This is a genomic window from Candidatus Clostridium radicumherbarum, assembly GCF_045310525.1.
In the GTDB taxonomy this organism is placed as follows: Bacteria; Bacillota; Clostridia; order Clostridiales; family Clostridiaceae; genus Clostridium_AT; species Clostridium_AT radicumherbarum.
This window is the reverse complement of the sequence record NZ_JBJHZY010000001.1, coordinates 1,157,125-1,170,932: the sequence shown is the minus strand read 5'-3', so window position 1 is coordinate 1,170,932 and position 13,808 is coordinate 1,157,125. Positions and strand designations below refer to the sequence as shown.

Here is a 13,808-nt window from a genome sequence, read left to right as displayed (position 1 = left end):
AATAATAAAGAAGTGCATTGTTTATTATACACTTCTTTTTTAATAATTAAACTCTTTTATTATTTATAATAATTTAAAATGATTCCTTGTATAAATTTTTTAATTTCTTAGCATAACCTTTTATTTTATAAGCAGCAATATCATAAGGCTTTCTTCTTATAAAATTGAAATTAAAAATTGTGTCTTTATATACCTCAAAAATATTTTCACCAAAAGTTTCTGTGGAATATTCTTCTGCCTTTTTACAAGCATTCATAGAAAGTTCTTTTAACTGCATTTCATTTGTTAGTATTGAGTTAACAGCACTCACAAATCCATTTTCATCTTTAAAGGTGAATCCATTTTCACCATCTATAATCAAGTTTTCAACGCAGGGATCATACCTGCATACAACTGGTAATCCACTTGCTAAGGCTTCTATATATGTTAAGCCTTGAGTTTCACTAGTTGATGAGGTTACAAAGGCATTACCTAGTTGATAATATTTGCACACTTCATCTGGTTTTACCATTCCTGTAAATTTAACTTTATCCTCAAGTTTAAGTTCCTTTGCAAGCTTTATAAGTTTTTCAACATAGGGTCCTCCCCCAACTATTAAAAGTGTAATATTATTATTTTCTATTTGAACTTTATTAAAGAATTTTATTATTTCTTCAATATTCTTCTCTTCTGCAATTCTGCCTATATATACAAGGATCTTTTTATTATTTAAATTAAGCTTTTCTAAAAGTGCTTCTTTTTCTTCCTTTGTAATTTTATTTTTAAACTTATTTATCTCAATTCCAGTAGGTACAATATACATATTTTTATTGACGCCATATTTACGCAGTACACTTTCAACTTTTTCTGTTGGCACAACAATGCCGTCAAGTGAGTTTAATAATATTCTAGTTAGTTTTATTGACATATCCTTTGAGACAAGTTTTCCTTTAAATATATATTTAAGGTAATCCTCATACAGAGTATGATAAGTATGAATATGGGGAATTTCAAGCTTCTTTGCTATATTCTTAGAAACAAACATAGTTGAAAACTCTGTTTGTGAATGAATAATATCCGGCTTCCATTCTATAATCTTTTTTATTAGTTTATTGTGTAAAAAACTCTTTGCACGTGCATTTGGATAAATACTTACACCAAAGGATCTAAGATAATATATATCTCCATCTATTTTTTCTTCACCTGAAGGAGAAAGAGTCAATATTCTTACATCATTTCCAAGATTTTTTAATTGCTTGTATAAATTTTGAGTAGAAATTACAACTCCATTAACCATGGGATAAAAGGTATCTGTTGTTAGCAATATCTTCAATATTATCAGCTCCTAATATCAATACTCATGTTTTATAATATATCATATAAATTATATTTTGTGGATAGTTTTATAAATTATTTACTTAAAATAATATTTTGATTATACTCTAAGAATGAGTATAAAAATCATTAATTTTAATAATTTAATCTAAATTTAATAAACAGTAACTAAGTTTTAATTATTAAATGCTACTATTCAATTACTGTTTGAAGACTCAGGTCCATTAAACACATTTTCCATTGATTACACAAAATTGCTTTATAGTAATTTTTAAGATGAAGAAAACTAAATGAACCACAAATGTTAGTTGTTTTCACTAATATTTGTGGTTCATTTTATTCGTAGTCGCATAAATACTGCTTTATTAAGATATAATCTATTTCTGCAAATTAAGTTTTGACAAGGCATCAGCTAATGCAGAATTCAATGGTTCTTGACTTTCTTCTTTCATTTTTTTCATATATTTTGACACATCTTTTTTATTCAGTTTTCCTTCATTGTCTTTAAATCTTTTATTAAAGGTTGCGGCTTTCTCTCTAAAAGTACAATTCGTGCAAACATAGATTTGTCCTTCTCCTTGACCTCTAAGTTCTAGCTTCTTATGGCATTCTGGGCAGCGAGCATTGGTAAGTCTACCTAAATTCTCTCTGTGCCCGCATTCTCTATCCTGACATACAAGCATTCTTCCATTTTTGCCCTTTACCTCTAACATGTATTTACCACAGTTTGGGCATTTTGCTCCAGATAAATTATCATGCTTGAATTTATCAGTACTTCCTTTTACATTTTCAACTAACTTAGCTGCATACTCTCTCATTTCTTCAGTAAATGCCCTCGGATCTTTCTTTCCCTTGCTAATTTGCTCTAATTCAAGTTCCCATTTAGCAGTCATTAATGGCGATTTTAATTCTTCCGGAACTAACTCTATCAATTGCTTACCTTTTCCTGTTGGAATAATCTCTTTACCATTTTTTTCTATATAGAACATATTAAATAGTTTTTCAATAATATCTGCTCTTGTAGCAACTGTTCCTATACCACCAGTTTCACCAAGTGTTTTAGCTGCGAGCTTATCTACATCTACATATTTATGAGGTTTTTCCATAGCAGAAAGAAGAGTACCTTCATTAAATCTAGCAGGTGCTTTTGTTTTAAGTTTCTTACTCTCAACTGAAGTTATATTTAACTTTTCACCCTTTTTAACCTGAGGTAATACTTGATTGTCCTTTTCCTCTTCATCTTCTACTAAATCATCTTCTCTGTCATATACCTTCTTCCATCCCTTAGACTTAATTACGTTTCCTTTAGCTATAAAGCTTTCGCCATTTATCTCTACAATGATGGTAGTTTGTAAATATTCGTAAGGTGGCAGCATAACAGATAGGAATCTTTTAACTACTAAATCATATATATGTCTTTCTTCACTGCCTAAAAGAGCTATATTCCCTCTTTCCTCAGTTGGAATAATTGCATGGTGATCACTTACTTTGCTATCATCTACAAAGCTTTTATTAGCATTTATCTTACCATTTAGTATTTCTGTTGCACAAGCTCTATATGTGCCTATAGAAATTGCTTTTAAACGTTCTGGTAAAGTTGCAACAATATCACTAGAAATATATCTTGAATCTGTTCTAGGGTAAGTCAATAACTTATAGTTTTCGTATAATCTTTGCATTATAGATAAAGTTTGTTTAGCTGAATACCCAAAAATTCTATTTGCATCTCTTTGTAGCTCTGTTAAATCATAAAGGGCAGGAGAATATTGTTTTTTAGCACTTTCAGTAACATCAACTACATTTGCATCCTTTCCCTTAATAGCAGCAAGAATTTTATTTAATTTATCTTCATCAAAAATGTTGCTATTATTATTTTTATCTCTCCATTGAAGAGTAAATCCTTTAGCCTTTGTATTTATTACATAATAATCCTTCGGCTTAAAATTTCTTATTTCTTCTTCACGATTAACTATCATTGCCAAAGTTGCAGACTGCACACGTCCAGCAGTTAATTGAGCATTATGCTTACAAGTAAGTGCTCTAGTAATATTTAAGCCCACAACCCAATCAGCTTCTGCCCTACATGCTGCTGCTTTGTATAAATTATCATATTGTGCTGAAGGCTTTAAATTTCTAAAGCCTTCAAGTATTGCTTTATCTGTTTGAGATGATATCCAAAGTCTTTTCATTGGCTTATTAATTCTAGCTTTCTCTAGTATCCATCGAGCAACGAGCTCCCCTTCGCGTCCGGAATCAGTACTTATTATAATTTCCGTAACGTCTTTTCTATTTAATTGCTCTTTAACTACATTAAACTGTTTGCCACTTTGCTTTATAACAACAAGCTTAAGTGGTTTAGGTAGCATAGGTAAGTCTTCCATCTTCCAGCTTTTATATTTATCATCATATACCTCTGGATCAGCTAGAGTAACTAAATGCCCTAAAGCCCAGGTCACAATATATTTCTCACCTTCTATATATCCATTACCCTTTTTATTACATTTTAAAACCCTAGCCAACTCTCTTCCAACTGATGGTTTTTCAGCTAACACTAATATCTTTGACATAAGTTATACTTCCTTCCAATTATTCATTGCTTAATTATAATATTTCATTTCAATAAAAACTGCTCTTTATATTATAAATGCTATACTCTTTTTTGTACAACAATATAGTTTCTAAGTACTGCCTGTCCAATAATATCATAAAAAAATAAAGTATCGCAAACTGCCTTAAATGAGAGTTGCGATACTTTGTTTTTTGCTCTATTTTCCACCGCCCTGAGTCAAGTAATAATTCATTATATCCTTAACTTTAGGTACAGTATAATGACTGCCGCTTCTATTTTTTACATCTTCAACAATCATTGAAACTACAATTTTGGGATTATCTATGTTCATACATACAAACCAGCCATTTTCTTTTCCATTTTTATCATCAGCACTTAACTTATCGAGTTCTGCAGTTCCTGTTTTACCTGCTAAAGCTTGTCCGTTAATTTTTGCCCCATGACCTGTACCTGAAGGATCTTCTATAACTGCAGTAAGATCATCTTTCAATATCTTTATATTATCTTGTGAAATAACTTTTTCCTTCCACACTTTTGGGGATACACTGCTGCTGCTTTCAAGCAGCGGTGTCATTATATTTCCATCATTCACCAAAGTACTATACATTAAAGCCAGCTGAAGAGGACTCACCAGCACTTCACCTTGCCCATATCCGCTATCCGCTAGCTGCTGAGCACTATTTATTTTATTATCATTGGATAATTGAGATTTTGCAAAAGGATATTCTATAGGTAGTTTTTCTCCCAAACCAAAGCTTTCAGCACTTTTAACAAATTCATCCTTACCAATGCTTAAAGCTGCTCTTGCAAAATAAATGTTATCTGAATGCACAAAGGCATTCTTTAAATTTAATTGTCCAATTGAATCATCGACCCTTGTAATATAGTAGGTTCCCCACGACTTATCCGGCTGCCACTGTTTACCTTGTATGCTAACTGCCTCATCTGGTTTTATCTTCCCATTACTTAGTCCTACAGCAGCAGTATATAATTTAAAGGTTGAACCTGGTGCATATACATTCTTAAAGCGATTTTGAAATGGATCTGGCCCATTTTTCCATGCTGTCTTTTGAGTATTTGTAGCGTAGCAAGTAAGTGCATTAGAATCATAGGAAGGTGAACTTACTAGTGCAAGTACCTCACCACTTTTAGGATCTATTGCTGCACATGCTCCTGAATCCTTATTCATTGAACTATATATCTTATTTTGCAAATCAAAATCTACGAAAAGCTTAATGCTTTCTCCATCCTTTGGCTCATTTTTAATAAGAGTAATTTTTTCTATCTCCTTATTATCCTTTTGTTTTGATATATATATTTCTGCTCCATCTAAGCCTTTAAGTCTTTTTTCGTAGACCTGTTCAAGTCCAGCTTTTCCTATGAAGCTTGTGGAGCTGTAGCCTTGATCCTTCAAATTTCCCAGTTCTTCTGCAGTTATTGGTCCAATATAACCTATAAGGGAGCCAAATGCTTCTCCTCCAGGATAAACTCTTCCAACACCTTGCTGATAACGAACCCCATCTATTTTTGTTGCCTCTGAAACCTTGCTCTTATCAGAGGATGAGATATTTACAATAGGAACAAATTGATCAGAATTAGTATTAACTTTTAATTTATTGTCAATTACTGAGGTATCAATATCTAAAACTTCAGCTAACTTTGCAGTATTAGCTTCTTTATTAATCATAAATTTGCTTGGCTGTAATCCTACAATATAAATAGGCCCATTTTCAGCTAAGGCCTTGCCGCTTTTATCATCTATTTCTCCACGTTTAGCTTTAAAAATGTTCACTCTAACCTTATCATCTGGACCTAGATTTGGAAATATCATTTTCTCATCCCATTGTATCGTCCATTGATTTTTACCATTTATCTTTTCTCTTACTAAATTTAGTTCATAACCTGGAATTTTTAAATTACCAGCAGCTGTATCCATAGTAATTGAAAATGGAAGCTTAGCACTACTGCTTTTATTATTTGATTTATCATTGTTGTCTAATTTAATTGAGATGTTTTTAGCCTCAATGCCACTATAAATATTAGTATACCTATCTACAAATTGCTTCTCGCTGATCTTTTCTTTAGTAGCGCTTGAAAGCATACTATACATTGATTTAAAGTCTTGTTTTTCCCATTTATCTTTATAGGATTCAAAGACTTTAGTACCATTATCATCTTTTGATAAAGTAGTAAATAAGTATACTGCTCCTCCTAAAACTAGTACAGCAGCAATAGAAAGTATAATGATAAGTTTTTTATTTACCCTTTTCCTCATTCTCTTCACCTCGCAAGTATTAAACTTCTCCCATTTAATTATTCTTTTGCTTAATAGTACCAATATAACTATATTGTACCAATTTCAATAAAAAGTCAATTAAGGTATAACCCTATTATTTCTATTTAGACTATCTGTTCTTTAAGGATGTATTTAAAATACAATAATCTTTAATTTTAATTGGAACATTCATTCATATTCTGTTACAATAAACATGGACATGTAGTATTTTAATAAAGAAGCTTAATAATCCTTGTACACAATATAGCAATACTAGGAGGAAACCTTGAAAAAAATATACGGAATTATTTATGCACTACTTTCATCTGCAGCCTTTGGTTTCATGCCAATTTTTGCAAAGATTATTTATAATAATGGAAGCAATACACTTACAGTTATTAGTCTAAGATTTTTATTAGCAGCACTTATGTTATACATATATTTTTTATTTGCAAAGGTAGATTTTAGAGTTAATAAAACTCAATTTACTTTATTGGCATTAATAGGATTGATTGGTTATACCTCAACTGGTATGACTTTATTTTATTCCTATAATTATATAACAGTAGGTCTTGCTACTACTATGCATTTTGTATATCCAGCTATTGTAATTATATTAAATTATTTTATATATAGAGAAGCCTTTACCAAGAACAAAGTAATTGCACTACTTGTATCTATAACTGGAGTTTATATTCTTATTGGTATAAAGGCTGAAGGGATTCATATAGGCGGTGTCATCCTTGCAATAGCTTCAGGCTTTTGCTATGCTGCCTGTGTTATGGGTATGAACAATAAGGAAATTAAAAAACTTAGTAATTTAGTTACAGTATTTTATTTCTCACTTTTCGCAGGTGTTTCTTTAATACTCTTTACCTTTATTAGCGGTAAATTTATTTTTCCAATAAACATTGAAACTACAACTTCAATTATCGGTATTTCATTAATTTCAACAATAGTTTCTATTGGTTTATTTGTAAGAGCATTAAAAATTATAGGAGCCTCTTCTACATCAATTCTAGGAACCTTTGAACCTATTGTGAGTATAATTATGGGTATTGTATTGTTTAAAGAAAAATTAACTATAACCCTTATTATTGGAACTATATTAATACTTACCTCAGTAATTATACTTTCAAAAGAAAAACAAAGTACAGCATAAAAATGCTGTACTTTGTTTATTTAATAAGTAAACTACCCTTCGTCAATTAACTTATCAAAGCCAACTCCACCCCAAACTGATGTTATTGATATTACATTTACAAATGCTTCTGGGTCTGCAGTTGTTATGAATTTCTTAATTAACATAGCTTCTTTAGGAGAGCAAATAGTTTGAAGCTTAAGCCTTTTTTCATTTTTATATCTACCTTTAACCTCATAACTGGTTACTCCCTTAGCTATCTTATGTAAAATATAATCTGCAATTTGCTCATATTTTTCGCTTATTATTTCAATTTGAACTCTTTTTGAACTAAAGCCAAACATTACAGCATCAATAACTCTAGTAGTAATTATTTGTGAAATAATAGCATATAAAGCTATATTTTTATTATATATTATTGCTGAAGCTGCAATTATTACACCGTCAATTCCAAGAAGTATTTGGCTTATACTTATAAAATTTAAAATCCTTTTATTTAAGATTTTTGCAATGGTATCTGTTCCACCAAAAGAAAAGCCACGTTTAAATACAAGCCCAATACCTATCCCATATATTATTCCAAAGTATACTGATGCAAGCAGCATATCATGTTGTATAAAAATATAATTAAAATTCTCCAATTCGATTAAAATTAAAGGAAAAGCAATTGATAAAGTTATTATTTTTAAAGCTTCTTTTTTCCCTGCTGTAATATAGGAAGCAATAAGAATAAGTAAAGATAAGGCATAATATATATAAGTGTATTTAATATAAATATATTTCTCAAGAATAATAGAAATTCCTGTTATGCCACCTGTTATTAGTCCATTTGGCTTCAATATTGAAGTTATTGAAAAAGCAGTTAAAACGCAGCCAATAGTTACAAGTATAAAATCGGATAAAATATCTTTGTTATTTTTTTTACTCATTTTCATCACCTTTTTCTAGTCAGCTTGTCCCATATACAGTATAAATAATAATTCAAATAATTTAAATATATTTTATAAAAATTTTTCAAAAATAAAAAAGGCCATTATCAATACTTTAATTTATGGATAATGGTCTTTTTAAATAATTATTGCACAATTATTATTTTCTTCTTTAACAATATTTTAACTACCTCATATAATGCATCACAGTAGCTTACCTGAAATTCTGAATCAGCTGCAGAAATTTTCACCTTATATTTTCCACTTACTATTTCAGGTGTTGGGAATTCACCAGTAAAATCTTCTATCATTTCTATAAGGTCTCCTACTTTTATATCATAACCATATTTTAAAAGCATGCTGTCTTCGTCCTTCATGCCCTTTCTATATTCATCACTCACATAATCCTTAGCAAGACCTGTTACCAATGATAACAGAGAAATTCTTTCATCCAAATCAATTTCCTTTAATTGAGCTCCATTTACATGCTGCTTCATATTTTCTCACTCCTTTTAGAATATTTTATTTTATAGTAGCAATTATTAGAATAAATTGTCAATATGTATATTATAATAATATCCTTTTGTGCTCTAGTTTTCAATGCTTTTAAGAATTATACTTATTAACTAACTTTCAAATTTTGCATAAAAAAATTACTTTTAATTTCCTAAATTTTATGTCCTATATATTCCCATTAATAATCAATTATGGTATAATATATTATAATGATATCAATTTGATATCATTATATAAATTTTTAGGAGGTTTACTTTATGAACGAGAAAGAAATTAAAACAAGTTCAGGTATTACAATGTTCTTCATAGCAATATTACTCCTGGTTCTTTCCGTAGTACTCTTTATAATAGGTATTGTGTCTGCATCAGCCTTTGGTGTTTTCTCTATAGTAATTTCAATAGTTGGATTTATCGGCTTTATGCTTATGCTTCCAGGTTTCTTTGTTATTCAGCCTAATTCTGCTGCAGCTCTTGTACTTATGGGTGATTACAAAGGCACTATAAAAGTTGCTGGCTGGCATTGGGCTAATCCTTTTTTTACAAAGAAAAAGGTGTCTCTTCGCTCTAGAAACCTTAATGGTGAAAGATTAAAAGTTAATGACGAAATGGGAAACCCAATTGAAATTGCTGCAGTTGTTGTATGGAAGGTACAAAATACAGTTGAAGCTCTATTTAATGTTGAAAATTATTCAGAGTTTGTGAAAGTTCAGAGCGAGTCAGCTATAAGGCACTTAGCTGGAATGTACCCCTATGACATAACTGATGGCGTAAAAGAACTTTCTTTAAGAGGCAGTGCAGATGAGGTTTCAGAAGCCTTAAAGAAAGAGCTTCAAGATAGAGTAGGAAAAGCTGGGGTTGTAGTTGAAGAAGCACGATTAAGCCATTTAGCTTATGCCCCTGAAATAGCTGCTGCAATGCTTCAAAGGCAACAGGCTACTGCAATAATAGCAGCAAGGCAAAAGATAGTTGAAGGTGCAGTAGGAATGGTTGAAATGGCTATTAACAAATTAGGTGAAAACAAGGTTGTGGAACTAGACGATGAGAGAAAGGCAGCTATGGTAAGCAATCTTATGGTTGTTCTCTGTGGAGAAAGGTCTACACAGCCAGTGATTAATACCGGCACACTTCATAATTAGGAGTTAGCTATGTCCGATAAAAAGACTGTACTACTAAGACTAAGCCCTAAGGTATGGGAAGAAATAAATAGATGGGCCGAAGAAGAATTTAGATCAGTTAATGGCCAAATAGAATATCTTTTAACTGACGCTATAAAAAAAAGAAATAAATCTTTTTTAAAAGATGAAGAAAAATAAGTCATTTCAATTAATAAAGGGCTGTTGCTAAATTTTCATTTTATTATGGTTATTTTGCGACAGTCCCGCATTTTTATATCTGTTTAATTAACATCTATTTTTATTTTTCAGAATATGATAATATTAGGTAAAATAGTTTGAAAAGTGCAATAATTATAATCGTTAAATAAGTATTAAGAAAACAAGGAGCACAAATATTAATAATATTTGTGTACAGTATAAGAAATACTAGGAGGTATTCATGCGACTATTTAGCACTCTTAAAAACATTATAAATAAACTTTATGCAAGTACTAAACGCTTTCCTATTTCCATATTATTTTCAATCCTAATAGCTGCTCTTCTTATTATAATAGCTGAAACAAAACCTATAAGTAACACACTTGGAAGAATCACCATGACCTTTGCACTTGGAATTCCCCTTTCACTTTGCACAAAGCTGTACTTTGAAAAGAAAAGTGCATCTAATATTTTAAAAACTTCAATAATATATGGTTTAAATATTATTTTTCTTATTTTATATTATCTTTTATTTTTAACCAATCTAAAAATGACAGCAGTAAATAGATACATAGCTATAAGTTTTGCACTTTATCTTATCTTTATATTTATTCCATATTTTTATAGAAAATCAAATTTTGAAAAGTATGTTATTACTTTACTTTCTGCATTTTTTTTAACGGTTATTTATTCTGTATTTATGTATTCTGGACTTTCTGCAATTCTATTTGCTATAGATAAACTTATAGGTATAAAAATCCTAAGTAAATATTATTATTATTCATTTATTATGGTAACTTTTATATTTGCCGTACCATATTTTCTTGGTTTAATCCCTTCTGATAGGGAAACAGTAAATATGAATACCTACCCAAAAGCTTTGAGAATTTTATTATTATATATTGTCATGCCACTCTTGACAGCTTATACTGCCATTTTATATATATATCTTGGTAAAATAATTGTAACAAGAATTTGGCCAATCGGTATGGTTTCAAATCTAGTTCTATGGTATTCAGTTATTGTTGCAGTAGTATTATTTTTTATTACTCCCTTTAAAAGTGAAGATAAATGGGCGAATTTATTCTATATCACATCTCCAAAAGTAATACTTCCAATTCTAATAATGATGTTTATATCTATAGGTATAAGGGTAAATGCCTATGGAATAACAGAAAGACGATATTATGTTATAATTTTAGCCATTTGGGTTCTATGCATAATGCTTTATTTTAATTTTTCAAGAAAAATAAGAAATATATTACTTCCAATAAGTCTATGTTTTTTAAGTATACTCTCAGTATTTGGGCCTGTAAGTAGTTTTTCAGTATCAAAAATGAGCCAAAATGGAAGATTTCAAAAAATATTAATTAAAAACAATATGCTTATAGCTGGAAAATTAAAAATCTCTTCCAATGTTTCAAAGGAAGATAAAATTAATCTAAGCAGCATTGTAAGTTACTTTAATAATTATCATAGCTTTTCAGATATGAAATATTTACCTGCTTCCTTTAAAATTGATGATATGCAGGATGTTTTTGGATTTCCCTACGAATATCCTATGAGTGAATATACTGGACAAAACTATTTTTATATACAAAAATCTCAAAAGGCATTGAATGTAACGGGCTATGACTACCTTTTTGATATGAGATCCATGAATAATACTCAAGATGTTCAATTAGCTTCCAAATACGATTATGAAACAGGAGAATTAAAATTAGTCAGCAGTGGAAAAACAATTTATGAGAAAAATATTAATACTATTGCCAGAGAAATAATTAATAATCACAGCTCTGATACAAAGGAAACTGTACTTTCTGAGGAGGAAATGACAGCAAATGATGAGAATGACAAAGTAAAAATTAAAATTGTCTTTTCAAGTATATCTGGAAATAGAGATGTCAACAATCAAAATTTTGATGCAAAAGGAAATGATTTTTATTTTCTTGTTAAGCTAAAATAATAAAAAACTGCTATTACATTGCTTCCCTTTGTAGTAGCAGTTTATTTATCTCATAGTATACTTCTGTCCAATTATAAACTCGTTTAATTCTATTATTTAAAGGCTGTCTGTTATAATTTGTATCTAATAAAAGTACGGTAAAGCCAGCCTCAGAAAGTTCAACTGCATTTTCGTAGCTGTCTTCAATAAATAGGTCACAGTTTAGCTCTACAGCTTTATTTACCTTATGATGGGTTCCTAATAGGAATAAATTATCGAAAGGAATACTATTTTTTCTCAAATATCCAAAGGTAAGCATTTTAAGAGATTTTTCTCTAGCAGTTACAAAATAAATATTGTGCTTAAAATGTAATTTTCTTAAAACTTCCTTAACGTTAGCTCTAAGCTTTTGAGTTGAGTGAAGTTCCCATTTATTTTTTTCATAAAACTCTTCATATTCAACTTCTGAAATATCATAAACCTTACTAATATAGTAGTCTGTAACCTGCTCCTCTGTAATATTTTTATTAAAGTATTTGTTGGCTAAGTTTAAAAAATAATAAGGATCTGTTATAGTTCCATCAATATCTATACATATATTTAAGTTTTTCATCTCATCACCTCCTTTTTCTTCTCTAATGTGTAACCTAAGCATTATCTATGCTTACGCCCTTCATTTAAAAGTATACGTCTTAAATATTACGATTATATTAAGCTTTTGTTATCTTTTCTGTTAAATCCATATACTTTTTTTGTTTTAACATTTCTATTTCATATTTATATGGAGCCGTCTTTCCTATATTTTGAATTTCAATATATGGTGTTTCAAGAATCTTTGGTATATCCTTTAGAAGTTCATGATGTGCCACATAGCAAAGAGCATCAAAGCCTATATGACCTGCCCCAATATTTTCATGCCTGTCTTTTCTAGCGCCAAGTGTATTCTTGCTGTCATTCAAATGTATTACCTTAAGCCTATTAAGTCCAATTATTTTATCAAATTCCTTTAATACTCCATCAAAATTGTTAACTACATCGTAGCCAGCGTCGTTTATATGACAGGTATCCAGGCATATTGATAGCTTATCATTATTTATTACTCCATCAATAATTTCAGCTAGCTCTTCAAAGGTCTTACCACATTCAGAGCCTTTTCCTGCCATTGTTTCTAATGCGATTTGAACATTCTGTTCCTTTGTAATAACCTCATTAAGCCCCTTAATAATTTGTTTAATCCCTTTTTCTACTCCTGCTCCTACATGAGCTCCAGGATGTAGTACAATCTGCTTTGCTTTTTTAAGTGCCTCAGTTCTTTTTATTTCTTCCCTTAAAAAATTAACGGCTAGCTCAAAGGTTTCTACTTTTTCACTATTCCCTAAATTGATTATATAAGGAGCATGAACTATAATTTCTTCGATTCCATTATCAGCCATATGTTCTAGTGCTTCATTAATCATCAAACTTTCTATGGGTTTACGAATTGTATTTTGTGGAGCACCTGTATAAACCATAAAAGTATTTGCTCCATATGACACGGCTTCCTCAGAGGATCCAAGCAGCATCTTTTTTCCACTCATGGAAACATGAGAACCAATTTTTAGCATATTATCACCCTATCTAATATTTATTATTATATAATATCTGTTTTAAATTATATCATTAAATATAAGAAATTTAAAGTCTTTTTGTTCTTAATACTAAAAATCGTAGAAACACTGAAGGAATCCATTAGCCCATCAGTCTTTTCAATTATTTAGCGTTTTAAGATTTTTAAATTTGAATTTCATTTAAAACAAAGATAAGAAT

11 protein-coding genes are annotated in these 13,808 nt (G+C 30.0%); 4 read left to right on the top strand and 7 right to left on the bottom strand.

Annotated features, from left to right (window positions below):
• Positions 1 to 73 precede the first annotated feature (73 nt).
• From ACJDUH_RS05570 to ACJDUH_RS05560, 3 genes are all read right to left on the bottom strand, one after another.
• Complete coding sequence (locus ACJDUH_RS05570; protein WP_406764167.1) at positions 74 to 1,312, bottom strand: glycosyltransferase family 4 protein; 1,239 nt, start codon at positions 1,310 to 1,312, stop codon at positions 74 to 76.
• Positions 1,313 to 1,691: 379 nt separating this feature from the next.
• Positions 1,692 to 3,881: a DNA topoisomerase III gene (locus ACJDUH_RS05565; protein WP_406764166.1), complete on the bottom strand. Its 2,190-nt coding sequence runs from the start codon at positions 3,879 to 3,881 to the stop codon at positions 1,692 to 1,694.
• Positions 3,882 to 4,079: 198 nt separating this feature from the next.
• A complete protein-coding gene (locus ACJDUH_RS05560) occupies positions 4,080 to 6,158 on the bottom strand; it encodes a penicillin-binding transpeptidase domain-containing protein (protein WP_406764165.1) in 2,079 nt (692 codons plus the stop codon).
• Between the two features lie 286 nt (positions 6,159 to 6,444).
• On the opposite strand from ACJDUH_RS05560, the gene ACJDUH_RS05555 reads away from it, so the two are divergent.
• Positions 6,445 to 7,320, top strand: coding sequence for a DMT family transporter (locus tag ACJDUH_RS05555; protein WP_406764164.1), 876 nt, complete (start codon positions 6,445 to 6,447; stop codon positions 7,318 to 7,320).
• 32 nt (positions 7,321 to 7,352) lie between these two features.
• Here the strand turns inward: ACJDUH_RS05555 and ACJDUH_RS05550 are convergent, their stop codons facing one another.
• Both ACJDUH_RS05550 and ACJDUH_RS05545 read right to left on the bottom strand, forming a co-directional pair.
• Positions 7,353 to 8,228 (bottom strand): YitT family protein, encoded by an 876-nt coding sequence (locus tag ACJDUH_RS05550; protein WP_406764163.1) that lies wholly within the window; start codon positions 8,226 to 8,228, stop codon positions 7,353 to 7,355.
• A 146-nt stretch (positions 8,229 to 8,374) separates the two neighbouring features.
• On the bottom strand, positions 8,375 to 8,725 hold the full coding sequence (locus ACJDUH_RS05545; protein ID WP_406764162.1) for a hypothetical protein: 351 nt from the start codon (positions 8,723 to 8,725) through the stop codon (positions 8,375 to 8,377).
• Between the two features lie 276 nt (positions 8,726 to 9,001).
• On the opposite strand from ACJDUH_RS05545, the gene ACJDUH_RS05540 reads away from it, so the two are divergent.
• The 3 genes from ACJDUH_RS05540 (at position 9,002) to ACJDUH_RS05530 (ending at position 12,023) form a co-directional block, all read left to right on the top strand.
• Complete coding sequence (locus ACJDUH_RS05540; RefSeq protein WP_406764161.1) at positions 9,002 to 9,880, top strand: SPFH domain-containing protein; 879 nt, start codon at positions 9,002 to 9,004, stop codon at positions 9,878 to 9,880.
• Between the two features lie 9 nt (positions 9,881 to 9,889).
• A complete protein-coding gene (locus ACJDUH_RS05535; protein WP_406764160.1) occupies positions 9,890 to 10,057 on the top strand; it encodes a type II toxin-antitoxin system antitoxin in 168 nt (55 codons plus the stop codon).
• A 241-nt stretch (positions 10,058 to 10,298) separates the two neighbouring features.
• The gene (locus tag ACJDUH_RS05530) at positions 10,299 to 12,023 is read left to right on the top strand and encodes a DUF4153 domain-containing protein (RefSeq protein ID WP_406764159.1); all 1,725 of its coding nucleotides are present in this window, start codon (positions 10,299 to 10,301) and stop codon (positions 12,021 to 12,023) included.
• Between the two features lie 13 nt (positions 12,024 to 12,036).
• On the opposite strand, the gene ACJDUH_RS05525 is transcribed toward ACJDUH_RS05530, so the two are convergent.
• Together ACJDUH_RS05525 and ACJDUH_RS05520 are read right to left on the bottom strand one after the other, a co-directional pair.
• On the bottom strand, positions 12,037 to 12,615 hold the full coding sequence (locus ACJDUH_RS05525) for a 5' nucleotidase, NT5C type (protein ID WP_406764158.1): 579 nt from the start codon (positions 12,613 to 12,615) through the stop codon (positions 12,037 to 12,039).
• Between the two features lie 97 nt (positions 12,616 to 12,712).
• A complete protein-coding gene (locus ACJDUH_RS05520) occupies positions 12,713 to 13,606 on the bottom strand; it encodes a deoxyribonuclease IV (protein WP_406764157.1) in 894 nt (297 codons plus the stop codon).
• Between the last annotated feature and the right edge of the window lie 202 nt (positions 13,607 to 13,808).